Origin of the sequence: Providencia vermicola, from assembly GCF_010748935.1 — a bacterium.
Taxonomy (GTDB): Bacteria; Pseudomonadota; Gammaproteobacteria; order Enterobacterales; family Enterobacteriaceae; genus Providencia; species Providencia zhejiangensis.
This window is the reverse complement of record NZ_CP048796.1, coordinates 2145818-2172226: the sequence shown is the minus strand read 5'-3', so window position 1 is coordinate 2172226 and position 26409 is coordinate 2145818. Positions and strand designations below refer to the sequence as shown.

Here is a 26409-nt window from a genome sequence, read left to right as displayed (position 1 = left end):
ATGGATTTTAGTTTAAAAAGAGCTTTTTTGAAAAATTTTCTAGGGAACTCACCTGATTGGTATAAGCTCGCAATAATAATATTTCTGGTTATCAATCCACTGGTATTTTATTTCGTTAACCCGTTCATCGCCGGGTGGCTACTCGTCATCGAGTTTATCTTCACCTTGGCAATGGCACTCAAATGTTATCCGCTACAGCCTGGGGGCCTTCTGGCTATCGAAGCGGTCCTTATTGGCATGACAACGCCTAAACAGATCTCTCATGAGATCAGTAACAATTTGGAAGTCATACTGCTGCTGATCTTTATGGTCGCTGGTATCTATTTTATGAAGCAGCTATTGCTGTTTGTCTTCACCAAACTGTTACTGAATGTGCGCTCTAAACGCACATTGTCCTTGGCCTTTTGCTTAGCTAGCGCATTCTTATCTGCTTTTTTAGATGCGCTGACGGTGATTGCGGTTGTCATTAGTGTTTCGGTTGGCTTTTACTCTATTTATCATCAATATGCATCTAGTCAGCATAGTCATACTGATATACAAAACGATAGCTTCATTGATACCGCAGAGAAAAAGCAAACCCTTGAACAATTTAGGGCTTTCTTACGCAGCCTAATGATGCATGCCGGTATCGGTACTGCTTTAGGTGGCGTGATGACGATGGTTGGGGAGCCACAAAACCTTATCATCGCTAAACATGCAGATTGGGATTTCGTGACCTTCTTCTTACGAATGGCACCGGTTACCCTACCAGTCTTTGCCTGTGGACTCATGGTTTGCTTTTTAGTCGAAAAATTTAAATTATTTGGCTATGGTGCTGAGTTACCGGAGCCGGTTCGCCAAGTGCTGACTAATAATGACAAAAAGAATAGTGCTAAACGTACCCAAAAAGAAAAAGCGCAGCTCATAGTCCAAGGTTTGATTGGTATTTGGCTGATCGTCGCCCTTGCTTTCCACCTCGCGGAGGTCGGGCTTATAGGCTTATCTGTCATCGTTTTGGCAACTGCATTTTGTGGTATTACAGAAGAGCACGCGTTAGGTAAAGCCTTTGAGGAAGCATTACCCTTTACTGCCTTACTCACAGTCTTTTTCTCTATTGTTGCTGTCATCATTGACCAACAACTGTTTACCCCCTTTATTCAGTTTGTTTTACAGTCATCTGAATCATCGCAACTATCACTGTTTTATCTGTTCAATGGTTTACTTTCTGCTGTTTCAGATAACGTGTTCGTCGGTACGGTATACATTACGGAAGCATTAAAAGCCGCCAATGAAGGCTTAATCTCCCATCATCAATACGAGTTATTGGCCGTCGCTATCAATACAGGTACTAACCTCCCTTCTGTTGCGACACCGAATGGGCAAGCAGCTTTTCTGTTTCTACTCACTTCGGCACTATCGCCACTGATCCGTCTTTCCTATGGGCGCATGGTATGGATGGCCTTACCTTACACCATTGTAATGACAGTCGTTGGTTTATTAGGCGTCGAGTTTTGGCTGATACCAATGACACATTGGCTAGAAAGCTTAGGCTGGATTAGCCTACCTTAGTTTCGTCATCACCGAAACGCATAAAGACCACGCAGATGACACATTATGGGTGGTCTTTATCATTCTTCTCATTGATATCCCGTCACCATTGCTTTGAAATACCTGCTAGAGTGGTTTGATTTGTAATATTAGGTAAATCCTTATCTAAAATCACATAAATAGTCTCTAACATCTTTTTTTGTTGTGTCGATAGGGGCAAAATGTGCGCATCATTAATTTAGGGAAGTAAAGTATGTTCAGATTCTTTAACTACTGCTCGCAAGGACGAGGCGCTTGGCTGTTAATGGCCTTTATTGCGTTTATGTTGGAATGCGCAGCGCTCTATTTTCAACACATTATGAAGCTACAACCCTGTGTTATGTGTATCTATGAGCGCGTTGCATTGTTTGGGATTATGATTGCGGGCTTAGTCGGGGCTATTGCGCCACGTAATGTGATTTTACGTTGGGTCGCTATCATTATTTGGATTTACGCGGCATGGCGTGGCTTAGAGCTTGCATGGGAACACACTATGCTACAACTCTATCCATCCCCGTTCGCATCATGTGACTTTTTTGTCAATTTCCCTGAATGGTTACCATTGAATGAATGGGCGCCAGCTATTTTCGAAGCAACTGGTGACTGTGCTGTTAAACAGTGGGATTTCTTAGGGCTAGATATGCCACAATGGCTAATTGGTGTTTATGGCGCTTACCTGCTAGTTGCTATTATCGTCACAATCAGCCAATTTTTCCCTTCACACAAAAAAGCATAATATCGAAACCGTCATCAATTAAGGATATTGATTATTTTACGGTTAAGGCTCCCGATAAACACTATCGGGGGTCATTTTATCTCCTGACAAGCTACGTTTTTGAATCGCTTCTTCACTTTTTTATCTGTATCGCCAACGTTTGAATAAACATCTGCCCCAGTTTAAAACCCCAAAGTATGATGGAAATCTGTTGAATACTGGGTTTGATATCAGGCGGGTTATGCAACATAAAAAGAGGCCAATATTTATTGAAACTGCAATACAAACCATAAACCCACCTGTTAATGATGGGTTCTACTGAATAATTTTATTAAATACAGCTACCCGTCAAAATGACATCGGCAGCACAACGCTTCCCATTGGCAAATTGACACACCGCCGTCTGAGCACCATCCAGTTCTAAGTTAAGTGAAGGTAGTCCACCCGCTGAAACACAGGCCTCTTGGGCTTTAGGTCCTAAATTAACCACTTGTTGTGCATATTGGGATGCCGAGCGATCGACTTGCACTGTATTCATCGAATCTGAGCTAGAACACCCCGCTAAAATAAGTATTGTGCTACCTAGTAAACCTTTAACAAAAGTAGAATTAAGCAGGTTACTGATTTTTCTATTCATTCTATACTCCGCTTATGATGATTTCTGCTCCCTGAATCAGTGAACACTGCTTTTAGAAAACAGATTAATGACCAACACACCAACGATAATTAATAGCATACCAATAATTGCTGGTAAATCGAGCTTCTGCTGATAAATAAATATCGCCGCGATAGACACCAATACGATACCTAAACCCGACCAAATGGCATATGCGATCCCTAAAGGTATTAACTTAACAACCTGTGATAGCCCCCAAAAAGAAACGGCATAGCCAATCACCACAATCAAGGACGGCCAAAAACGACTAAAACCATCGGATGCTTTTAATGTCGTTGTTGCTATCACCTCTGCGATAATAGACATCAATAAAAAACCTAGCCCTTTCATCCGCTCATCCTTACTCTTTGAACTTATTAAAATAGTAGCGAATTTAGCATAGTTCGCGATCCCTGTAACGCACCCTCACATAAAAAAAGCCACAATAGAAATAATTCTATTATGGCTTTTTCACTTTTTCGTCGGAAATTTAGTGTAACGCAGTGGATGCTTGCAGCTGTTCGTTAAATGAGCCTTTATAACGCCTAAAAATAAAAATGCACCACACCAATGAAATCAATCCAAATATGGCCCCTACATAACCAATATTCGTCATTCCCATATGAACAATAATTTGATTACCTAATAAGGCGCCACCACCGATGCCAATGTTAAAGATCCCAGAGTAAATTGCCATCGCTAAATCTGTTGCATCAGGCGCTAAATCAATCACTTTGACCTGCATACCTAAGCCTACACACATGATTGCAATCCCCCAGAATAGGCTTAATAGAACCAGCCAGCTAACATGGCCACTCACTGGCATCAATAATAATAAGCTAATTGTTAATACCGCTATCGCAATTGGTAAAAAGGATAATGTATATTTATGACTGTAACGACTAAATATCACACTGCCGACAATGCCTGCTGCACCAAAAATAAGAAGCAATAACGTTGCAAAATTCTGACTTTGTTGTGCTATTTCACGAACAAATGGCTCAATATAGCTGTAAGCGGCAAAGTGTGCCGTCACAACGATAACGGTTAATGCAAATAACCCCACTAATGCAGGACGTTTAAAAATCACAGGTAAACTTTTTAATGAGCCTGAATGTTCGCTTGGTAACCTAGGTAAGAAGCGAATTAGCGCAATCATCGTCAACAATGCGATAGCACCGATACATAAGAAAGTGACTCGCCAACCTAATAATTGTCCAATCACACGGCCAATTGGCAGTCCTAAAACTGTCGCTAATGCCGTACCAGTTGCGAGTAAGCCTAATGCTTGCGCTTTTTTACCTGCTGGTGCGACACGGATTGCCAAAGACGCGGTAATTGACCAAAACACCGCATGTGATAGAGCGATACCAACCCGAGCAATGATTAATACATCGAAATTCCAAGCAAAACCGGAAAGAATATGGCTAAGCACAAACACAATAAACAGTAATGCTAATAACTTGCGACGTTCTATCTTACTGGTTAGTAGCATCAAGGGTAATGACATTATTGCGACTACCCAAGCATAAATAGTGATCATTAGCCCTGTATGCGCAACTGTCATATCAAAACTTGCAGCTATGTCACTCAATAATGCGACGGGAACAAATTCTGTAGTATTGAAAACAAATGCGGCGACTGCTAGTGCCACAACTCGGATCCAAGCTGTTTTTCTAGAAACCTGTGTCATTGTCTTGCTTACGCCTTTGTTGGTATCAGCAAATACTCATCCCCCAATCACAAAGTGATTGGTTAAAAACCAGAAGTCATGAGTTAGCTGAAATTTGATATTGCTTCGCTGACATAATAAGAAGCAATCGATTTTGTGTGAATTGTATCACATTTTTTCACCGCAGTTAAAGCCGCTCAATATCAAACCATCAATAAATAATGGCTCTATTTCTTATCGTTCTAGCCTCATCAATAATTTCGTGAGCGGTTAGGCCAATAGGACCGATACCTTTTTGTACCAATACATCTGCGGCTTTACCATGTAACCAAACGCCTGCCCGTACGGCTTGTTCTATTGGCAGCTTTTGTGCCAGTAAGCTACCAATAATTCCTGATAATACATCACCGCTACCTGCTGTCGCTAAACCACTGTTCCCCGTTTCATTACACCATGTTTGATTATCCGGAGCTGCAATGATCGTATGGTGTCCTTTCAACACCACCCAACAACCGAATCGTTGACTGAGCTGTTGCGCAGAAAAATGCCTATCTAATTGGATTTGTGCGACCGTTGTTTGTAGTAGTTTAGACGCTTCTTTAGGGTGTGGTGTGATGACTGTTTCTGACGAGAGTTTTACAGCTTCAGGGCGTTGTGCCAATAGATTGAGACCGTCAGCATCGATTAAAACGCGCTGATTTTGCGCTATAAGACGTAAAGAACCGTCTAGCAACATTTTCGCCTCGTGAGCAGTCCCTAAGCCACACCCTATGACCCAAGCCGTTGGGGTTTCACCATCCATAACATGACTCGCTTGGCGTAACATCAACTCAGGAGCCTGTTCCACTAAGTGTAATGCCTGTGGCTGCTGATTCAACCCAATGATGACTTTACCACAACCGCTTTTAAGCGCAGCGACCCCTGCCAATACACAAGCTCCCGTCATACCAACACAGCCACCTATAATATTTAGCGTTCCAAAAGTGCCTTTATGACTTTGTTCTGGTCTTGGTTGTACGAATATTGGAAACTGTTCTGCTAGCCACTGTTTTTCTTCTATCGTTAACATAATTGGCACTCCTTAAATTTTCGTACAGCGCGATGACGTAAATTATCTCTTCTTAATTTGAATAATTCATATTAAGCCATTCATTGATGGCACATTGGATAAACTTTCTATGATAGAATATTAGCAAATTTATCTTTCTTAAAAGGACGCTTTTTGATGAAAACACATTTTCCTACTCAGCCTGATGTTAATGAACTCGCGGCAGAAGTGACTTGTATTAAAAATCTGCTGGCTCATATGTTAAAAGCAATTGGTCAAGCAGATGCAGGTAAAATTTTAATTAAAATGGAGCGTGAAATTGCATCAATGGAAGATGAAAAACAAGCTGAAATTTATCGAAATACATTAGATCAAATAAAAGCAGGGTATCGCCAATAGATTATTTTAACGATTAGTGCTATTTAAGGGCGTTAATTTTTCAATTACACTTAAAACTGCACAAATAACTAAATATCATTTATTGAAATCGCTTATCTTTGATCTCGAATTAAACCATTCTTTATTCATTTAGCTCCCCCTTCAGATCCCTATGAAGGGGGCTTTTTTTTGCTTAAAATTAGGCTTTTACTTTCCCATCATAAATATCTTGGCAATGCTGAATATAGCTCTCTAATGTCATGTCGGCAGTTTTATTATCCTGTGCCCTTTGTTCTTCAAAGGCCCATACTTTAAAATTTTGCCCTAAATTGGCACCAGACATACCAACTTCTTTATACATACGATGATAAAAACCATTTGGAGATTGATAGATTTCAAATTTAAATGGCACTAAACGAGCTGGGTTTTCAACTGTCGCAAATTCATTACCAAATACCAGCGTTTTCACAAGTATATCCATTTTCTATCCTTATAACTCATTCACTATTAAAGCCTATTGGCCTATTACCCGTATCGATCATAGACTATTCATCGATTTACAGCCTAAGAAAAACTACGCTATTTCACTTAGAGAATACACTATTTTGATTTATATTAAATTAATGCCTGTAACTAATTTTTTATTTTCAAATAAAAAGCCCGCGGTGATTAATTCAACGCGGGCTTCTGTCTAATTTGGAGCATCAATTATATCATTGCGACTCTTCGACTATTTTAAGTATTCACCTGAACGTAGTGCTTCAATACGTTTATCCAATGGAGGGTGCGACAGGAACAGTTCATTGAATGCTTTACCACGGCCATTAATACAGAATGCCATTAAACGCCCTTCTTCTTGTGGCTCATAGCTCGTTTTCAAACGCTGTAATGCTGCAATCATTTTTTCTTTACCAACGAGTTTTGCAGAGCCTGCATCCGCATGGAATTCACGATAGCGCGAGAACCACATGGTGATAATACTCGCTAAAATACCGAATACGATTTCTAATACCATCGAGACAGCAAAGTAAACCATTGGGTTACCATTACTGCTTTCACTTTCTTCATCGTTGCTCGACATAAAACCAGAAACAAACTGAGCAATAATACGTGAAATAAAGATAACAAACGTGTTTACAACACCTTGTAACAACGTCATTGTGACCATGTCACCATTAGCAATATGGCTGATCTCATGCGCAATAACAGCCTCTGCTTCATCACGGCTCATATTTTCTAACAACCCAGTGCTTACCGCTACCAGCGATGCGTCACGGCGAGCACCTGTTGCAAATGCATTAATATCAGGAGCATGATAAATAGCAACTTGTGGCATTTGAATACCGACTTGCTGTGCCTGACGGCTCACCGTATTCATCAACCATTGTTCAGTTTCATTACGTGGTGATTCAATAACTTCGCCACCAACGGACTTAAGCGCCATCCATTTTGACATTAATAACGAAATAAACGCACCACCGAAACCAAACAGGCCCGCCATGATCATCAGACCTTGAACACTGCTTCCTTTAACACCCGTCAAGGTTAAGATTATCCCAAACACAAACATAACTGCTAAGTTTGTGAGTAAGAATAAGGCTATTCGCATCATATTTTTTTGTTTCCTTGGTAAAAATAAATATCACGAAGAATTTACTGTATAAATAAGGTTTTTTCATACTTTTTCAAGTGGCTTAACAAGAAAAAACCAAAAATTAACATAACTTTACACACATCATAAAAAAGGCCAGCTTTTGCTGGCCCTGACTATAATCTATTGTATAACCAATTTATTTTTTATTGGTTAATAGACTGGTCTCAGGATGAGCAAGATCAATCGCAATTTTAACTGTTTCGTCTAAATATGGGTCTGGCCCTTCGTAATCTTTAGGTAAATCATCTATAGACTTCAACAATGGTTTACCCTCTTTTGCATAACGTTCATTTATACGTTTCAGTTTAGTGGCTTCAAGCTCATTATCTTCCTTCAAACGCTGGGCATAATTCAGCGAGATAAGATTTTTACTCTCTTTATTCGCTTTATAATGCGCAATGTCTTCATCGATATACTTGAACTCCGTATCTTTGCTAATACGCGCTAAGTGTTTCGTTTTGAGTTCAGACACATCCTCAGTAATATCCCCTACCTTGCTGTAATTAGCAGGCGGAATACTATCCCATGGTAGCGCATTGTCTTCAAAGCTCTCACCTGTTTCAGCAGGATCTTGCCCTGTTGGCATAACAATATCAGGTGTTACCCCTTTACGTTGCGTACTCCCACCATTCACACGGTAGAATTTCTGGATAGTATATTGGACAGAACCCAGTGCTGGCCATTCAGGTTTTAGCATTTGATCATAAACACGGCTTAAACTACGGTGTTGTTGTACTGTACCTTTACCAAAAGTCGGTTCACCGACAATCAAAGCACGTCCATAATCTTGCATTGCCGCCGCAAAAATTTCTGATGCTGAAGCACTAAAACGGTCGACGAGCACGACCAACGGCCCTTTGTAATAAATGACATCATCATCATCGATATCTTGACGAACCTGACCATTATTATCACGAACCTGAACAATAGGCCCTTTAGGAATAAATAAACCGGATAACGCTACGGCTTCGGTTAATGCGCCGCCACCATTACCACGCAAATCAATAATCAGTGCAGACACATTATCCTTGGCCATTTTTTGCAGTTGAGTTTTCACATCATTGGTCAAACCAACATAGAAGCCAGGAATATCTAAAACGGCAACTTTCTCTTTACCCACATTTTTAATTGTTAGCTTAACCGCTCTATCTTCCAAGCGGATTTGTTCGCGAACAATAGTCACGATATGCGGTTTAGCCCCTTTCGTGTCGGATAACACTTCTAAGCGAACTTTGCTGCCTTTCGGCCCTTTAATCAAAGCCACCACATCATCAAGGCGCCAACCAACAACATCCACCATGGGTTTACCCGTCTGACCGACACCAATAATCTTATCGCCGACTTTTAACTCTTTGCTTTTCGCGGCTGGGCCACCGGCAACTAAAGAATTAATCACTGTATTCTCATCGTCTTGCTGTAATACAGCCCCAATACCTTCAAGCGACAAACTCATTTCAGAGTTAAATTGCTCAGTATTACGAGGAGAAAGGTAACTGGTATGAGGATCGATTTCTCGAGCAAATGCATTCACGATCAACTGAAAAACATCCTCACTTTGCCCTTGTGTTAAACGTCTTAGCGCAAAATTATAGCGTTTAGTTAGTTTTTCTTTGATCTCTTTATCGTCTTTGCCCGATAGCTTCAGGTTCAGCCAGTCATACCTAACTTTTTGATCCCAAAGTTTATCTAATTCTTGTTTGTCTTTTGGCCAAGGCATCTTGCTACGGTCGACTTCAATTGAGTCTGTGGCATCAAAATTCATTGGCTGATCAAGACGCGCTAGCGCATATTCAAAACGTTCAAAACGTCTTTTTTGCGAAAGGTTGTACAGGTCATAGAACTTATCCAGTTTTCCATCTTCAAGCCATTCACCGACTTTCGCTTTGTCTTTTGCATACTCATCAATATCAGACTGAAGCAGAACATTATGACCGTAATCCAACATATTCAGATAACGATCAAATATTTTACCGGAGAATGCTTCATCCAAATCAAACTGGCGATAATGTGAACGAGTAAATCGAGACGTTACCCTTTCACTGACGGTGCCATGCTGAGTGTCCTGTTTTAAAACAGGTAACTGAGCAGCAGTGACCGGAGTCACTGCTTGAGGATTAGCAATTGCACTACCAAAAGTGGCAACACTAACAACTAATGCAATTTTTAAAAGTTTGTTCATGCCCTGATTGACCTCCGTATCAGAACTTTAAATGTTCCGCGCGCACAATCATTGCCATTCCTGTTGGCAACTGAACTCTGACACCGTCTTTTGCAATTTCCAGCACAGACGCTTCCATCAGACTAGTACCAACTTTCACTTTCAAAGTCTGACCGACTTGAAGTGCGTTAATATCAGTCACTGATTTCAGTTTTTGTTCTGGAGATGCTGCACCGCTACGGCGCTGAGGTTTAGTCGAGGAGTTTTGTGGGCGTTCTTTATTTTCTGACTGACGATGGCGCGGTGCATTTTCTTTTGCAGTTACCGGCTTACGGGTGTTTTTATCACCTGATTTTTTGGCAGCGGGTCGTTTTTGCGCTTTTTGCTCTGCACGTTGCGCTTGAACTCGAGCTTTTGCCTCAGTCAATTGTTGACGTGCATGAGTAATATGCTCCGCCTCTAATTCACCACAATCATTACCATCTAAGTCAACGCGTTTAGCGCCTTCTTTAACACCGTAGAGATAACGCCAGCTAGAGGTATACATACGCAATGCTGAACGCAATTGCGTTTTACTAATACCATCTTCTTCAGTTAAACGACCTACGATATCCTGAAAAATTCCGACTTTTAACGGACGTGCTTCGCCTTCAGCGATAAAACAGCGTGGAAAACGCTCAGCTAAAAATGCGATAACTTCTTTACTACTATTCAACTTAGGTTGATTTTCCATGAAATTTCCTGATAACAACGATTTTGCCAACCAGCACGGGCATGAACAAGCCGACATTATAATAGCGTTGCAGACAATTGCCACGTTCCTATTAAGTTAACACACGAATATTTAGTGATAATTAGGCATTGAACACATTGCCAGATGTTGGCACAACTGACTTACAAGGTGTTTTAAACCATTTTCATCATCTTGGTCAAATTGGTTGAAATTCGGACTATCAATATCCAACACGCCTAAAACTTGACCATTAACTTCCAAAGGAAGCACAATTTCAGCGTTACTTGCTGCATCACAGGCAATATGACCTGGAAAAGAATGCACATCATCGACACGCTGTATTTTATTTTGGCTATATGCCGTACCACAAACACCTTTGCCAAACGGTATTCTGACACAAGCTATTTTTCCTTGAAAAGGACCTAGAACTAATTCTTGCCCATTTTTGAGGTAAAAACCAACCCAATTAATCCCCTCTAATCGCTCATACAACAGTGCACATGTATTCGCTAAACTAGCAATTAGATCATATTCTCCTGCTAAAAGAGCAGACAAATTATCTGAAAGTTCGTGATAATACTTGTTTTTATCCATAAAATTTTCTTGTAATAATAAAATGATGCAATAAATTTAACATTTCGTGCAACCTGTAGGTTAGCAAGTTGTCACTAAATCGTAAATTTTTTTACACTAGATTACACGCGCAGCTAAAACCAACGAGCAATATAATGAACCACATTAATCATAGTGATATAATTTCGCAACATTGCTGCTATTGCAATCTTAAATTATCTATCCCACCGCATAATGCGCGCCAAGTTGTCGTATGCCCACGGTGCCATAGTCAGTTAGATGATGGGCGCTCTTGGTCATTAAAGCGCTTGTTTATTCTTTCGATTACATTATTGATGTTAGCCCCTATTGCATTTTGGCAACCCCTTATTTCGATTCATTTGCTCGGTACGCAAATTTACGCCAATGTCATTGAAGGGATTAGCCTGATTAACCATCAAGGGGATCCCCTATCAGCGAGTATTATTGCTTTTTGTGCGATTGTGGCCCCCTTGTTTTTGCCAATAGCGCTTATCTATCTCTATATCGGAAAATACTTTTCCTTAAATTTACGCCCCGTTTTGCTGGTCTTGAGCCGTTTAAAAGAGTGGGTAATGCTAGATGTCTATCTCATTGGCGTCGGTATCGCGGCGATTAAACTGCAAGATTACGCAAGTGTATTTATCGGTAATGGGCTAATTGCTTTTATCACAATGACCCTTATTAGCCTATTGATATTAATTCATCTCAATATCGAACAACTTTGGCGGACATTTTATCCTAAACGTGAGCAAGCTGATGATCCTCATGCCTTAACTTGCCAAGCCTGTCATTTTACGGCACCTGCAAACCAACGCGGAGTGTGCCAACGCTGCCATCGCCCGTTACATCATCGAGAACCTTATAGTTTGCAAAAAACATGGGCCGCACTGATTGCTGCGATGATCCTACTGTTTCCTGCTAACTTAATGCCGATTTCCGTTGTCTACATTAATGGGCAACGAATGGAGGACACCATATACTCTGGCGTTGTTTCACTCATTGATTCAGGAAATTGGCCCATTGCAGCCATTGTTTTCATCGCGAGCATATTGGTGCCATTTATTAAAATACTGATCATGATTCTACTGCTATTTTCAATCCAATATAGAAGTGGTACTGACCCTGTGCTGAGAATGAAGTTACTGAAATTCGTATCATGGATTGGTCGTTGGTCAATGTTGGATTTATTTGTTATTGCACTCATGATGACACTCATCAATCGCGATCAATTGATGTCTTTTACTATGGGCCCTGCCGCATTGTTTTTCGGTGTTGCTGTTATTTTAACTATACTCGCTGTCGAGTGGCTTGATAGTCGTTTAATTTGGGACTCTTATGCAAAATCACAATCAACAAAATGAACCTGCTGAGCAAGAAGCCATTTTACGCAAACGAGCGCGTATCTCACCATTTTGGCTTTTACCGCTTGTGGCGGTCTTCATCGCAGGTTGGTTGCTCTTCCAACACTGGTTAGAGCAAGGTACAGAGGTGACCATTGAATTTTCTTCAGCGCCGGGAGTGGTTGCTGGGAGAACCCCCATTCGCTATCAGGGGGTTGAGGTTGGATTAGTTCAATCCGTCACGGTTAGCCAAGACATGAAAAAAATCATTGTTAAATCCAGTATAAATAAAGATATGAAACCTGCACTTACCGCAGGTACCAAATTTTGGTTGGTCACACCCAAAGCTTCTTTAGCTGGCGTTTCTGGGTTAGATGCCTTGGTTGGGGGGAACTATATTGGAATGCAGCCCGGTACCGGTGAAGAGCAACACAATTTTATCGCTCAAGACTCTCCCCCTCAGTTGCAAACGGAAGAAGGGCAATTGCTGATCTATTTAACGGCAAAAGATTTAGGCTCTTTGCATGAAAACTCCCCCATTTACTATCGAAAAGTACCTGTGGGCTATATCTCTGATTATTCTATTTTACCTGATGATAAAGGTGTTTCCATTGCGGCGGTCATTGAAAAACGTTATACCAAATTGGTAAAAGAAAATAGCCAATTTTGGAATGTCTCCGGTTTCCAAGGCGGCTTTGACCTGAACTCGGGCATCAATGTCAAAATGGAAAGTCTTTCTGCTGTCATCAATGGTGCTATCGCGTTTGACTCTCCCTCTCAAAGTGCGCCTGCACAAGAAGGACAGCAGTTTGTTTTACATCCGAACAAAGATGAACTTAAACAGGATGAGCAGCAACACAAACAAAGTTTAGTTGTCTCTTTATGGTCGCCTGAGACATATGGCGTCAATGAAGGGCAACCTATTGTTTATCGTGGCGTTAAAGTAGGTAAGGTGTTACAGCGTAACTTACTTGACGACAAAGTGATGTTTCAAGTTGCCATCTTAGATAAATATCGCCACCTCATCCTTGCTGATACTAAATTTGTTGCAAACAGCCGCCTTGATGTTCAATTAGGATTAACTGGAATTCAGTTTCAAGGGGCCACGCCTCAAGAGTGGTTAGACGGCGGCATTCACTTATTAGTTGGTAAAGGGAAAGAGACCTTGCCTGAAACTTTCCCGTTATATCGTAGCGACGATAATGCAAAAGCGGGGATAACCGGCTCATCACCCACGACCACTATCACATTAAACGCAACGACCCTTCCCGACATTCAAGCAGGCTCTGTCGTGCTTTACCGTCAATTCACGGTCGGTGAAATTGTCTCAATCCAGCCGACTAATGAAGGCTTTGCGATTAATATTCATATCTCTAGCCAGTATCGCCATTTATTAACCAAAAAGAGTGTCTTTTGGGCGGAAGGTGGCGCAAAAGTCAAATTAAACAGTAACGGATTAACCGTACAAGCGGCTCCATTGACACGGGCAATTCGAGGCGCAATTAGCTTTGATAATATTCAAAGTGCAGCTCTTGATAGCACAAGACAACACACTCTTTACCCAACAGAGACCGCAGCAAAAGCTATCGGTAGCGTAGTGACTTTAACCACTTTTGATGCATCTAAATTGTCAGAAGGAATGCCTATTCGCTACTTAGGGATTGATATTGGGCAAATAGACACATTGAAATTGTCAGCGAACAATCGCGAGGTGAATGCGCGCGCGATCCTCTACCCTGAATATGTTCAGGCCTTTACCAAAAGCGGTAGCCGCTTTGCTATTGTCACTCCCGAGCTTTCTCCTGCGGGTTTCAATAACCTTGATACCCTTCTACAACCTTATATCAGCGCTGAACCCGGTAGAGGAAATAGAAATCGTTACCAATTTGAACTACAAACTGCCAATATCACCGACTCCCGCTATTTGGATGGGTTAACTATTGTACTTGATGCAAGTGAAGTAGGCTCAATCCAAGTGGGAACGCCATTACTATTTAGAGGAATGGAAATAGGAACTGTTACTGGTTTATATTTGGGAGAGCTTTCCGATCGCGTCTATGTTGCGTCACGTATCGGAAAAGAATACCAATACCTGATCCGCGATAATACCCAATTTTGGATCTCATCTGGCTATAACATGTCATTTGGCCTTACTGGCGGCATGATTAAGAGTGGTACTTTCAAACAGTTCGTTCGTGGTGGCATTTCTTTAGCTACCCCACCGACAGTGCCTCTTGCCCCTAAAGCCAAGCCCGATCAGCATTTCATTCTAAAATTAGAACCACCAAAAGATTGGTTAGACTGGGGGACATCTATCCCTAAACAATAATCACTAGAAAGGTGCATATTTTAACAATATTGCACCTTTTCTTTAATGCCACCAAAAAAAATATTTTGGAAATAGGTTTCATTTATACTATGCTTAGTTTTGTTAAGTCGATAATCTATTGTCACAGACCCTATGAGAGGTAATCTAATGAGCATAGTTAATTTGAAAATATCTTCCTATGAAATCAACGATGCTGTTATGCATGATCATAAAAGTGATATTCTCAGTATCCCTTGTGATTCGGATACCGAATTTTGCATGCAGCTAGACGGTTGGGATGAAAATACCAGTATTCCAGCGCTTATTAATGAAAAACCCGTATTGTTATATCGTCATCGCTATGACAAAGATAACCATCATTGGGTGATGAGAGTGGCTTAATTGATGAAGTCGCTATCATATCAACAGCAAGTTACAGGCAAAAAAAGAGGCCTGGTAGATTCCGATTACCGGGCCTTGGGAAATGGCTCTGGCAGAGCCGTGCGCTAAAAATTGCCATTGAGACGTAACAAAGTACAATTTAATACTAGCTTGCTAAGCGCACTCTTACCACATAAATTATCAATTTTTTTACATATTATTAACACAATTTATTTCTTAATATTCGAATATCGAGCTATTTGATTGATAGGTAAATTCTATATCAAAAATAAGTGTAACCTTTCAAGTTTAGCTGGGGTTAAATGCATAAATGGTAAAAAAAATGCCATAAATGATAAGTAATATACTTACAATTTACGGCACTTATTATTTTACTATAAATATAATATCAGGCTTTGTTGCACAGCTTCTCTGCTGCTAACTTAAGCGGTTGAATACGCTCTTCTGTGGTTTTCTGTGTATCAATGGGCTTTAATAGCACATCAATTGGTTGAGCTTTTATCTCTTTATTCTTCATCTGGCTATCCGCGACATCATTAAGTGGGTATTGCATTAGTGTCGCTGGATTGATCACAATAAGTGCCCCATTGCCTCGGCACTCTAGCATCACCTCTTCACGGGTAAATGGCCAATCATCACCAAATTGCTTTTTACTCACGGTCTCGATAGGGGCAGCTGCCACACTAAAAGTGGTACTTACCAACAACATAGAATAAAGCGCTAATTTCAGTTTCATGAAAATTACCTTGTTAGAACATCAAATTCATTATCGTATTATTATACCGGCTGATAAGTTGCAAAAATAGCGACAGCCAAAATGGCCACACTTCCTAACAACAATTCAATCCAGCTATTAACAATCAAATATTGTAATCGCCCTTTTCTTTTGATCGTCGGCACCAGTATATAACGATTAATCAAGGCGAGTAGGACCATTAACGCGACTAAACCAATTTTTAACCAAAGCCAAGATTGATATTCTGAGCCAGAATAGCTTAACGGCCAATTTGGCAATAATGTTATCGAACTCATGATTCCTGTCATTAATACCAATACCACAGCAACATGTCCTGCACGTGAGAAACGAATCAAACTAATAAATATTTGCTTATCTAAGCCTGTAGCTAATTCATTTTTATCACGTAAAAATTGAATGCAAATCAGGAATGGCCACAAACCACCAAACCAATAGGCTGAGCTGATAAGATGAATGAATTGATTCAAACGATGTAGGCCCCCAATTAAACCATCATGCATCGCTGCATGACCAATAAGAGCATGTAATCCGAGTAGAATAATCGAAAGTATTAACAGCAGGTATAAACGAAGATTTTGTGAACGAATAAAAACAACGACAAGCGTCATTAAGGAAAAGAGTAATTCCCAACGCCACACTTGACCGAATGTTGTACTAAAAACGCTCTTCCAAATATCAATATCAAGTGTATCTTCCCAGCCATCTCCCATTAACCCAGCTTGCGCAGACATCCACGCAAAAGCAGTAAGTGCCGTGATGACTGCGCTAAAGATAATCGCACGATTAAGGAGCTGACGAAGAACCTGACGAAAAGCGCCAACACTGAGAACAGCCGCGAATATTGACATACCACACATCAACATCGCAGCGACAAAATGGGAAAAGCGTATGACTGTATAAAATGCCTCTAGAGACATGATTATTTCACAGTAAAGCTATATTCACCCTTTGTTTTATGCCCATCGACAGAAACAACACTCCAATTAACATCATACTTACCGGTCGCAAGGTTGCTTTCGATAGGTACGATAACCTTGGTATCATTACTTGGGTCTAATGCCGGTTTACCTGTTTTCACTACACTATTATCAGGCCCCGTCACTTTTACCTTAGTAAAGTTGATCTCAATACCTTCAGAGAAGTTTAGAGTAATTGACTCTGGAGCTTGTTCTACTGAAGCGCCCTCTGCTGGAAGTTGATCTTTTAAATGCGCATGCGCAAATGCCTGTTGAAATGACATGCCTAAAAACAATACAGCAACCGCACTTAATTTGCGCCACGATGATTTGAGTTGATAGATTGGCATAGTAACCCCTTAATTTGCAGGTGAATTTAGATTTATTGCCAACCATTATACGGAAGAAATACGCTTTATCGCCAAAAAAATCGATTTAGCTGTTTAAGGTGTGATTATTGACACAAAATGAAAAGAAAAAGGCTCATGAATGTTGAAATTAATCACTACGATTCATAAGCCTATTGATGTTTTATATTAAACGTGTGCAGCGGCAGACATATTTTTTAGATCTTTATCCAATAAGAATAGCGCTTTGCCACTTTCACCCACCATATCCAGTTTATCCAGAATGGATTTGAATAATTTCTCTTCTTCATGCTGCTCTGCAACATACCACTGTAAGAAATTAAACGTAGAATAATCTTGCGTCGTCATCGCTAAATGCGCCAACTTATTAATTTCTGCTGTAATCTGCTGTTCGTGCTGATAAGTTTGTGTAAATACATCAGCAATAGATTTGAAATCAACCGGTGGAGCTGCAATTTGACCTAACTTCGGTAATGCACCTGTATCACTTAAGTAGTCAAATAAACGCTGCATATGTTCCATTTCTTCTTGAGAATGCGCTTTTAAAAACGCCGCAGCACCTTCAAAGCCTTTATCGCTACACCATGCACTCATTTGTAAATATAAATTAGCAGAATAAAACTCAAGATTTAACTGCTCATTCAATTTATTGATCATATCATTTGTTAACATATTCTTTCCTTAGCTGTTAAGATTAATTCCATTATTATGCATATAATAAAAATAATTAAAACCCTAAAACAATAATAAAACATAAAAATATAATCTACTGATAATTAATAACTTTACGTAAGATTAACAATAATCAATCTCATTATCTTTATTCATGTCATTTCATTATTTTTCATGAGGAACAAGAATTATTCTTATTTAAAAATACATTATATCATTATGGTTATTGATTAATTTATTACGTGTTTTATATGCAAAATTCTCTTTTTTATAAAAAGTATTAAATTATTTATATCTCTTCAAACATCATGAATCTAGTGATTTTTATCCATAAATTGCTACACTATCCTCTCTACAATGAAGTGATTGAGAGTGGATATGAGCTATAATCTTGCATTATTACCTAAAGACGAAATGGATAAAATCAACGTAGATCTTCAAGCTTCCGGAGTTGCCTTTAAAGAGCGTTATAATATCGCCGTCATTGCAGAAGCCGTTGAACAAGAACAACCTGAACATCTTCGAAACTATTTTAGGGAAAGGTTGATCCACTATCGTCAACTCTCACAACATTTTTCTCGTCTTCCATACGAGCCTAAAAATCGTTAGACGTTATCAAGCGTCATAAAAAAGGGAAGCTAAATGCCTCCCTTTCCTATCAATACTTAAATAATATATTGAGGATTATTTTGTAGAGTTATAAGTGATCGTGGATTTTTCACAATCAACTACCACGTTATAATGTAAATCCTGTTTAGATCCTCTTACCGTTAACGGCACTTGATAACCTGTCGCCGTTTTAGTCACTTCTTGATTATTCACCCAAGCAACTGCTTTTTTACCCACCAATGCCTTTTCATCTCCCCAACGAGGTAGACGATTGTTCATAAAATCATTTTTAACTTGTGCAGCGATTTGAGGCTCTGCTAATTTTTCACAGCTAATAAAGGGGGCTGCTTTGCCTTCTTCTTGATTAGCGCTGAATGCAATTGAACTGAACAACAATGCACAGCTACCTAAAGCAAAACCGATTTTTTTTCCAGCCTTCATGCTTCCTCCGATCCCTATAAAATGTTAGGTAACAAATTAGTTCAGTGACCATAGTTAATTTTTTACGACATTTATCTCATCTAACTAAAATAGTCGAAATATTTATAAACTGCCAGAAATGGTATGACTTAACTAATATGTATCAGATTTTAGCATAAATGTTAATAGTTTGTTTTACTCATATTTATTTTATTCTTCAAACCGAGCATGAATCTGCTCTTTATCTTTATGCTTCTCACGAATTTCTTGTGCGACCAGTGCGATCGCTTCCCCACTGCTCATTCCATCTGCCATTAATTGATGAATGCGTTCAACAGCTTCCTGTTGTTCTTGATGATTGAGTGCAGGCATGCCTGAAAACATCTTTACCTCTCTTCTTACTGGTTAATCATTAAGTGATTTAGGTGAAAATAAAAAATTTTAGCCTAATTTTAACAGCTGTTAGCTGTTTAAGATAAGATATATGCTAATCTGGACAGTAATTCTTTTTGTGGATTTTTAGATTAGTATAGACAAATGGTTATCAATAAAATACAACTTCCTTATCATCCTGATGCAGCTATTGATTACTTTGCTCCACTAGCTCATCAACCTTGGTCCATGCTCCTGCATTCAGGCAATGCGGATCATCCACATAATCGATACGATATTATCGTTGCTGATCCTATTGCAACGCTCATCACCGAGGGGGATAAAACGACCAAAACCCACTTACAAACTGTCGAAGTTTCGAGTGACGACCCGTTTAAATTACTCCAACAATCCATTGAACAATTCACACCTAAACACGCTCGTGACGATTCGCTCCCTTTTACAGGAGGGGCTTTAGGTATTTGGAGCTACGATCTCGGTCGACGTATTGAAAAAATGCCACAAATAGCCCATGTTGACCTGCACTTTCCCGATATGGCCGTCGGTATATATGAATGGGCTTTGATTGTCGATAATCAAGAAAAAACGGTCACATTATTGAGTTACTCCGATGTACATGAACGTCTTAATTGGCTAAAAAAGCAAAAAGCACCACGCAAAACGCAATTTACGCTCACTAGCGCATGGCATTCAAACATGACACAAGAGCAATATCAGCAAAAAATACAACAAATACATGAATACCTGCGCAATGGTGATTGTTATCAAATCAACCTAGCACAGCGTTTTGATGCCACCTATAAAGGCAATGAATGGGATGCTTTTTTATCACTCACTCAATCAAACCGAGCGCCTTTTTCTTCCTTTATACGCCTACCTGATAATGCAGTGATAAGCATTTCACCTGAACGTTTTATTCTTTTGCAGGATGGGGAAATTCAAACTCGACCAATTAAAGGTACGCTTCCACGATTAGAAGATAAACAAGAGGATCTCATTCAAGCTGAAAAGTTAGCTAATTCGCCTAAAGATCGCGCTGAGAATCTGATGATTGTCGATTTACTTAGAAATGATATTGGTCGCGTTGCTGTGCCGGGCTCCGTGAAAGTGCCGGAATTATTCGTTGTTGAAGCTTTCCCAGCCGTTCATCACCTCGTTAGCACCATCACTGCAACTCTTGCTGCACCTTATACTGCAACAGATTTGCTTCGTGCCAGTTTTCCTGGTGGTTCAATAACTGGCGCACCTAAAATTCGTGCCATGCAAATTATAGAAGAGCTTGAACCTCATCGTCGGCATGGGTATTGTGGTGCAATTGGCTATATTAGCTTTTGTGGTAAAATGGATACTAATATAACGATTCGTACTTTGTTAACTGATAAGAAACGTATTTACTGCTGGGCCGGTGGTGGAATCGTTGCTGACAGCCAAGCAGATAAAGAATATCAGGAAACGTTTGATAAATTACGGCTTATATTACCCTTGTTAGGAGAATTGCAGCATAATGACTAAACTGAATGACTTTATTAGCCGTTTTCAGTTTACACTTCCTGTTACTCGCCAAACACAACGTACGGCGAGTAAATCTGCTGCTGTACTTCTTCCGATCATTAATAAAAAAACACCAACCTTGCTGTTAACACAGCGCTCACCTTTCTTGCGCTCTCACGCAGGTCAAGTCGCTTTTCCGGGTGGCGCTAGCGATCCTGAAGATGGTTCTCTGATCACCACTGCTTTACGGGAAGCGTATGAAGAGGTTGCCATTCCTCCAGAAAAAGTGCAAATACTCGGGCAGCTTACCCCTCAACAAAGCCTTGGTGGCTATGAGGTCACCCCCGTTGTCGGATTATTGCCTCCAGGTATTGACTATCACCCTAACCCTAGTGAAGTTGCTTCTGTCTTTGAAGTGCCTCTATTTGATGCATTATCATTGAGCCAACATAAGTATGTTGATGTAAAACGGGCAGGAAGCAGTAACCGCATCTTTTTCTATTGGCATAATAACCATTTAGTATGGGGACTGACTGCCGCCATTATTCATCAGTTAGCTCTTCAACTAAAATAGCGCCTTCATCACGAAATCGCTGACATTTTGTGCTATTTTTAATCAATAGGCCTTTTGTTGCTACCTTATTTTAAAAAATAATTTAAACTTACTGGTTAACACTACTAAATAACAGTAAAGTAGCGCCCTTTAAAATAAATCACTAAATATCTACTTTTTTTAAGGAGTCCTGCGTGATAAGCGTATTCGACATGTTTAAAGTGGGCATAGGTCCTTCAAGCTCTCATACCGTCGGCCCAATGAAGGCGGGAAAAGAATTTGTCGATGATTTGGTAAATAAACAATTATTACCAAGCGTCACACGCATTGCGGTTGACGTTTATGGCTCTCTTTCGCTCACTGGAAAAGGTCACCATACCGATATTGCAATCATTATGGGCCTTGCTGGCAACTTACCTGCAACCGTTGATATTGAATCTATTCCAAGCTTTATCGATAACGTTGAAAAAACGGAAAAATTACTGCTAGCCAATGGTACTCACACCGTCGATTTTCCTCGTGAAGGTGGTATGAATTTCCGTTCAGATAACCTCCCTTTACACGAAAACGGCATGACCATCCATGCGTTTTCAGGTGAAGATGAAATTTACACCAAAACTTACTATTCCATCGGCGGTGGTTTTATTGTTGATGAAGAACACTTTGGTCAATCCACTCTCGATAGCAAACCTGTATCCTATCCATTTAAATCAGCAGAAGAACTGTTACTTCATTGCAAAAAGACAGGCTTATCCATTTCTAGCTTGATGATGAAGAATGAACTAGACCTTCATACTAAAGAAGAAATTGAGGCATATTTTGCCGATGTCTGGAAAACCATGCAGGCTTGTATAGAACGAGGACTCAATACTGAAGGCGTTCTTCCTGGGCCACTACGCGTGCCTCGTCGTGCTCCAGCACTGAATCGCCTCGTAACTTCATCAAGCAAACTGTCTAATGACCCAATGAACGTTGTGGATCTCATTAACATGTATGCTTTAGCTGTTAATGAGGAAAATGCGGCTGGCGGGCGTGTCGTAACTGCACCAACGAACGGTGCATGTGGTATCGTCCCCGCTGTACTTGCTTATTATAATCACTGTATTGAACCCGTCACTCCTGAGCTTTATACCCGTTATTTCCTTGCATCTGGCGCTATTGGTATTCTTTATAAAATGAATGCTTCCATTTCAGGTGCAGAAGTTGGCTGTCAAGGTGAAGTCGGTGTCGCATGTTCGATGGCCGCTGCTGGCCTCGCCGAGCTGTTTGGTGGTAGCCCTGAACAGGTTTGTGTCGCGGCTGAAATTGGTATGGAACATAACCTAGGTTTAACCTGTGACCCTGTTGCTGGCCAAGTGCAAGTACCTTGTATCGAACGTAATGCGATTGCTTCCGTCAAAGCTGTCAACGCAACGCGTATGGCATTGCGTCGAACAAGTGAACCACGAGTCTCTCTCGATAAAGTTATCGAGACAATGTATGAAACAGGAAAAGACATGAATGCAAAATACCGTGAAACCTCTCGCGGTGGTTTAGCCATTAAAGTCCAATGTGATTAAACACTCACACTACCATTAAACGGTTATTTGATACCGCGTATAGCACTTTATTTTGTATACGCGGTATTTATTTAGCAACGGTTACTTTGAGCATTATTTAACCTCACAGATATCTTTTTCTGCTCTATATTTCTCCTACTTTGCTCATCACATGGAGCCATTTTATTCTGTGATAAATATTTAATGAAAAGTGATTTTATATTCTTTATCTTTTAACGGCTCCCTTTCAGAACTTCCTACTGCTGAATCGTGTCATTTTTTGACACTTTTTTAATCTCACGCGTAAAAACCTTACATTTCCTATTCTTTTTTTGTTACCGATAACAGTTTAATTATCCATTTAAAAATCATTTTTAGATAATTGATTCAACGAAACAAATATATACAGATAAAACTTGCATTTTATTTGAAATAACCTGCATGTTTTTAATTTTCTGACGCAAAACAAGTTTTTACGCTTATACAAAATGTTATGCTACCTTTTCTAATGATCGTAATTAGCATGATAATTGTTTACTCGTTGTACTAAGTGGAGTGAATTTAATCAGCTAATATTATTAATACCGTTCTTTAATTAGGAGGTTTCATCACCCTGATTCAATTTTGACCTGATAAACAAATTCCGTTCTATATCTGTTAAGAGGGAAATCAAGTGAGTATAGCTATTATGATTGGTACCCACGGTGTGGCGGCAGAGCAGCTTCTCCGTACCACCGAAATGTTAATTGGCGAGCAGGAAAATGTCTCGTTTATTGACTTTGTACCAGGGGAAAACGCGGACACCCTATTTGAAAAGTACACAGCAAAACTAGCTGATTTAGAGACCTCCAATGGAGTGATTTTTCTAGTCGATACATGGGGCGGTAGCCCATTTAACGCGGCGAGTCGTATCGTAAACGAACATAAGAACTATGAAATAGTCACTGGTGTTAACGTGCCTATGTTAGTAGAAACTTTTATGTGTCGCGATGATAACCCTTCCTTTGAGGAGTTAATCTCCGTTGCTTTAGAAACTGGCCGTGGTGGGATCCGCGCGCTGAAATTTAAAGAACCAGAAGCCGCTGTAACACCAGCGCCTGCTCAACAACCTGCGCCTGCACAAGTTGTCACCGCAGCGCCTGGCGAACATATGGTGATCGCACTCGCCCGTATTGATGACCGTTTAATTCATGGTCAAGTCGCAACTCGCTGGACAAAAGAAACACGTGTAAAACGTATTATCGTTGTCAGTGATGAGGTCGCAAAAGACCAAGTTCGTTCAACATTACTCAAACAAGTTGCCCCTCCGGGCGTTACAGCCCATGTTGTTGATGTTGCAAAATGTATTCGTGTTTATAACAACCCGAAATACGCGGGTGAACGTGTCATGTTGCTGTTCACTAACCCAACAGATGTAAAACGACTCGTTGAAGCAGGTGTAGATATAAAGTCAGTCAATATCGGTGGTATGGCGTTCCATGAAGGTAAAACTCAAGTGACAAATGCCGTGTCTATCAATCAAACAGATATTGACGCTTTCAATTATCTCAATGAGAAAAACATCGAATTGGAAGTCCGTAAAGTTTCTTCTGACAGTAAAGTTCAGATGATGGATTTGATTAAAAAATTAAAAAATTAGTCCTAGTTAAGCCGTTAATAATTTTAAATTTTAACCATTACTCGAAAACAGATTTACCAAACATGTTTGGTTACAGGAGATTAAACAATGGAACTTACCGTTGTTCAAATAGTACTGGTTTTCATCGTTGCTTGTATCGCTGGTATGGGCTCTATACTCGATGAATTTCAGTTCCATCGCCCACTCGTTGCCTGTACGCTTATCGGTATCGTTTTGGGAGACATGAAAACCGGCATCATCATCGGTGGTACACTCGAAATGATCGCATTAGGCTGGATGAACATCGGTGCTGCTGTTGCACCTGATGCCGCGCTTGCGTCAATTATTTCAACCATCTTGGTTATCGCTGGTGGGCAAAGTATCGGCGCCGGTATCGCTATCGCAATTCCACTGGCCGCAGCTGGGCAAGTATTAACCATTATCGTTCGTACAGTCACTGTTGCTTTCCAACACGCAGCTGACCGTGCAGCGAACAATGGTAATCTGACAGCAATTAGCTGGATCCATGTTTCGGCACTACTACTTCAAGCGATGCGTATCGCAATTCCAGCACTGATCGTTGCAGTTTCTGTGGGAACATCTGAAGTTAAACAAATGTTGGATGCGATCCCTGAGGTTGTCACCGATGGTCTAAACATTGCTGGTGGTATGATCGTGGTTGTCGGTTATGCCATGGTCATCAACATGATGCGTGCTGGCTACCTAATGCCATTCTTCTACTTGGGCTTTGTAACTGCTGCATTTACTGATTTCAACCTAGTTGCACTGGGTGTTATCGGTGCAGTTATGGCTATTCTCTATATCCAACTCAGCCCGAAATATAATAAGTCTCAAGTTGTTGTGACTCAAAATAATGCCAATGGCAACAACAACCTTGATAATGAATTAGACTAGGAGGATCGCAACATGGTAGATACAACAAGTCCAACAGCTAAAAAGCTGACACAAAGCGACATCCGAGGTGTCTTTATACGTTCTAACTTATTACAAGGTTCTTGGAACTTCGAACGTATGCAAGCCTTAGGTTTCTGTTATTCAATGGTGCCTGTCATTCGTCGCCTCTATCCAGAAAATAACGACGAACGTAAACAAGCGATTAAACGTCACCTTGAGTTCTTTAATACCCACCCTTACGTTGCAGCTCCAGTTCTAGGCGTGACCATGGCGATGGAAGAACAACGTGCAAATGGTGCTGATATTGACGACGGTGCGATTAACGGTATCAAAGTTGGTTTGATGGGGCCTTTAGCGGGTGTTGGTGACCCGATTTTCTGGGGTACCGTTCGTCCAGTGTTTGCTGCTCTGGGTGCAGGTATCGCGATGACAGGTAGCCTGTTGGGTCCAATTCTGTTCTTCGTGCTATTCAACCTCGTTCGCCTACTCACGCTCTATTATGGCGTATCCTATGGCTATAAAAAAGGGGTTGATATTGTTCAAGATATCGGTGGCGGCTTCTTACAAAAACTGACTGAGGGTGCATCGATATTAGGTCTATTTGTCATGGGGGCACTCGTGAATAAATGGACAAATGTGAATATCCCTGTCGTGGTATCGAGTATTGAGAATCCTGAAACAAAAATCATGGAAATCAAAACGATTCAAGATATTTTGAATGACTTGATGCCCGGTTTAGTGCCATTATTACTCACCTTTGCCTGTATGTGGCTACTTCGCCGCAAAGTTAATCCATTGTGGATTATCATTGGCTTCTTCGGATTAGGTATTTTGGGTGCTTGGTTGAAGTTCTTAGCACCATAATTTACTGTCATTAATTGAAATGGGAGGTTGCA

Annotated in this window: 28 protein-coding genes; 13 read left to right on the top strand and 15 right to left on the bottom strand. The window is 40.4% G+C overall.

The features are described 5' to 3' along the window. Both nhaB and dsbB read left to right on the top strand, forming a co-directional pair. Positions 1-1548, top strand: coding sequence for a sodium/proton antiporter NhaB (gene nhaB / locus G3341_RS09720; RefSeq protein ID WP_154623641.1), 1548 nt, complete (start codon positions 1-3; stop codon positions 1546-1548). 232 nt (positions 1549-1780) lie between these two features. Continuing rightward, a complete protein-coding gene (gene dsbB / locus G3341_RS09715) occupies positions 1781-2302 on the top strand; it encodes a disulfide bond formation protein DsbB (protein WP_154623640.1) in 522 nt (173 codons plus the stop codon). A 310-nt stretch (positions 2303-2612) separates the two neighbouring features. Here the strand turns inward: dsbB and G3341_RS09710 are convergent, their stop codons facing one another. From G3341_RS09710 to G3341_RS09695, 4 genes are all read right to left on the bottom strand, one after another. Next, on the bottom strand, positions 2613-2918 hold the full coding sequence (locus G3341_RS09710) for a DUF333 domain-containing protein (protein WP_163861509.1): 306 nt from the start codon (positions 2916-2918) through the stop codon (positions 2613-2615). Between the two features lie 36 nt (positions 2919-2954). Then, positions 2955-3287, bottom strand: coding sequence for an SMR family transporter (locus tag G3341_RS09705; protein WP_154623638.1), 333 nt, complete (start codon positions 3285-3287; stop codon positions 2955-2957). Positions 3288-3426: 139 nt separating this feature from the next. Next, on the bottom strand, positions 3427-4629 hold the full coding sequence (locus G3341_RS09700) for a sugar transporter (protein ID WP_154623637.1): 1203 nt from the start codon (positions 4627-4629) through the stop codon (positions 3427-3429). A 190-nt stretch (positions 4630-4819) separates the two neighbouring features. Beyond that, complete coding sequence (locus G3341_RS09695) at positions 4820-5677, bottom strand: NAD(P)H-hydrate dehydratase (protein WP_154623636.1); 858 nt, start codon at positions 5675-5677, stop codon at positions 4820-4822. A gap of 156 nt (positions 5678-5833) precedes the next feature. Here G3341_RS09695 and G3341_RS09690 point away from each other — a divergent pair, with 156 nt between their 5' ends. Then, entirely contained in the window at positions 5834-6055 is a 222-nt protein-coding gene (locus tag G3341_RS09690) for a DUF2594 family protein (protein WP_154623635.1), read from the top strand. Between the two features lie 178 nt (positions 6056-6233). On the opposite strand, the gene G3341_RS09685 is transcribed toward G3341_RS09690, so the two are convergent. From G3341_RS09685 to G3341_RS09665, 5 genes are all read right to left on the bottom strand, one after another. Beyond that, a complete protein-coding gene (locus G3341_RS09685) occupies positions 6234-6515 on the bottom strand; it encodes a hypothetical protein (RefSeq protein ID WP_154623634.1) in 282 nt (93 codons plus the stop codon). Positions 6516-6764: 249 nt separating this feature from the next. Next, positions 6765-7646, bottom strand: coding sequence for a protease HtpX (gene htpX / locus G3341_RS09680; protein ID WP_154623633.1), 882 nt, complete (start codon positions 7644-7646; stop codon positions 6765-6767). A 178-nt stretch (positions 7647-7824) separates the two neighbouring features. After that, positions 7825-9867 carry a carboxy terminal-processing peptidase gene (prc, locus tag G3341_RS09675; RefSeq protein WP_154635698.1) on the bottom strand — a complete coding sequence of 681 codons (2043 nt, stop codon included), beginning with the start codon at positions 9865-9867 and terminating at the stop codon, positions 7825-7827. A gap of 19 nt (positions 9868-9886) precedes the next feature. Further along, positions 9887-10579, bottom strand: a complete 693-nt coding sequence (gene proQ, locus G3341_RS09670) for an RNA chaperone ProQ (RefSeq protein ID WP_154623815.1) — start codon at positions 10577-10579, stop codon at positions 9887-9889. A 111-nt stretch (positions 10580-10690) separates the two neighbouring features. After that, the gene (locus tag G3341_RS09665) at positions 10691-11173 is read right to left on the bottom strand and encodes a GAF domain-containing protein (RefSeq protein ID WP_154623814.1); all 483 of its coding nucleotides are present in this window, start codon (positions 11171-11173) and stop codon (positions 10691-10693) included. Between the two features lie 134 nt (positions 11174-11307). On the opposite strand from G3341_RS09665, the gene yebS reads away from it, so the two are divergent. From yebS to G3341_RS09650, 3 genes are all read left to right on the top strand, one after another. Continuing rightward, positions 11308-12534 (top strand): membrane integrity lipid transport subunit YebS, encoded by a 1227-nt coding sequence (gene yebS, locus G3341_RS09660; RefSeq protein WP_154623813.1) that lies wholly within the window; start codon positions 11308-11310, stop codon positions 12532-12534. Then, entirely contained in the window at positions 12509-14842 is a 2334-nt protein-coding gene (locus tag G3341_RS09655; protein ID WP_163861506.1) for a PqiB family protein, read from the top strand. Before yebS ends, G3341_RS09655 begins: the two co-directional genes overlap by 26 nt. A 147-nt stretch (positions 14843-14989) precedes the next feature. After that, positions 14990-15223: a DUF1480 family protein gene (locus tag G3341_RS09650; RefSeq protein WP_154623811.1), complete on the top strand. Its 234-nt coding sequence runs from the start codon at positions 14990-14992 to the stop codon at positions 15221-15223. 388 nt (positions 15224-15611) lie between these two features. Here the strand turns inward: G3341_RS09650 and G3341_RS09645 are convergent, their stop codons facing one another. From G3341_RS09645 to ftnA, 4 genes are all read right to left on the bottom strand, one after another. Then, on the bottom strand, positions 15612-15959 hold the full coding sequence (locus tag G3341_RS09645; protein WP_163861503.1) for a YebY family protein: 348 nt from the start codon (positions 15957-15959) through the stop codon (positions 15612-15614). Between the two features lie 41 nt (positions 15960-16000). Further along, positions 16001-16897, bottom strand: a complete 897-nt coding sequence (gene copD, locus G3341_RS09640; RefSeq protein WP_163861500.1) for a copper homeostasis membrane protein CopD — start codon at positions 16895-16897, stop codon at positions 16001-16003. Between the two features lie 2 nt (positions 16898-16899). Beyond that, a complete protein-coding gene (copC, locus tag G3341_RS09635; RefSeq protein WP_154622385.1) occupies positions 16900-17286 on the bottom strand; it encodes a copper homeostasis periplasmic binding protein CopC in 387 nt (128 codons plus the stop codon). 186 nt (positions 17287-17472) lie between these two features. Beyond that, positions 17473-17976, bottom strand: coding sequence for a non-heme ferritin (gene ftnA, locus G3341_RS09630; RefSeq protein ID WP_154622384.1), 504 nt, complete (start codon positions 17974-17976; stop codon positions 17473-17475). A 378-nt stretch (positions 17977-18354) separates the two neighbouring features. Between ftnA and G3341_RS09625 the strand changes: the two genes are divergently transcribed. Then, positions 18355-18585, top strand: coding sequence for a DNA polymerase III subunit theta (locus G3341_RS09625; RefSeq protein ID WP_154622918.1), 231 nt, complete (start codon positions 18355-18357; stop codon positions 18583-18585). 75 nt (positions 18586-18660) lie between these two features. Here the strand turns inward: G3341_RS09625 and yebF are convergent, their stop codons facing one another. Together yebF and G3341_RS09615 are read right to left on the bottom strand one after the other, a co-directional pair. Further along, positions 18661-19026 (bottom strand): protein YebF, encoded by a 366-nt coding sequence (yebF, locus tag G3341_RS09620; RefSeq protein ID WP_154622919.1) that lies wholly within the window; start codon positions 19024-19026, stop codon positions 18661-18663. 189 nt (positions 19027-19215) lie between these two features. Further along, complete coding sequence (locus G3341_RS09615; RefSeq protein WP_154622920.1) at positions 19216-19389, bottom strand: YoaH family protein; 174 nt, start codon at positions 19387-19389, stop codon at positions 19216-19218. A 153-nt stretch (positions 19390-19542) separates the two neighbouring features. Between G3341_RS09615 and pabB the strand changes: the two genes are divergently transcribed. The 6 genes from pabB (at position 19543) to G3341_RS09585 (ending at position 26377) form a co-directional block, all read left to right on the top strand. Next, on the top strand, positions 19543-20910 hold the full coding sequence (pabB, locus tag G3341_RS09610; protein ID WP_154622921.1) for an aminodeoxychorismate synthase component 1: 1368 nt from the start codon (positions 19543-19545) through the stop codon (positions 20908-20910). Continuing rightward, positions 20903-21463: a CoA pyrophosphatase gene (locus G3341_RS09605; protein WP_154622922.1), complete on the top strand. Its 561-nt coding sequence runs from the start codon at positions 20903-20905 to the stop codon at positions 21461-21463. The genes pabB and G3341_RS09605 overlap by 8 nt, the downstream gene beginning before the upstream one ends. A 173-nt stretch (positions 21464-21636) precedes the next feature. After that, positions 21637-23001, top strand: a complete 1365-nt coding sequence (locus G3341_RS09600; protein ID WP_163861497.1) for an L-serine ammonia-lyase — start codon at positions 21637-21639, stop codon at positions 22999-23001. A 652-nt stretch (positions 23002-23653) separates the two neighbouring features. Beyond that, the gene (gene manX, locus G3341_RS09595) at positions 23654-24619 is read left to right on the top strand and encodes a PTS mannose transporter subunit IIAB (protein ID WP_208852747.1); all 966 of its coding nucleotides are present in this window, start codon (positions 23654-23656) and stop codon (positions 24617-24619) included. Between the two features lie 87 nt (positions 24620-24706). After that, positions 24707-25513, top strand: coding sequence for a PTS mannose/fructose/sorbose transporter subunit IIC (locus tag G3341_RS09590; RefSeq protein ID WP_154622923.1), 807 nt, complete (start codon positions 24707-24709; stop codon positions 25511-25513). Between the two features lie 12 nt (positions 25514-25525). Beyond that, complete coding sequence (locus tag G3341_RS09585) at positions 25526-26377, top strand: PTS mannose transporter subunit IID (RefSeq protein WP_154622924.1); 852 nt, start codon at positions 25526-25528, stop codon at positions 26375-26377. Positions 26378-26409: the final 32 nt, after the last annotated feature.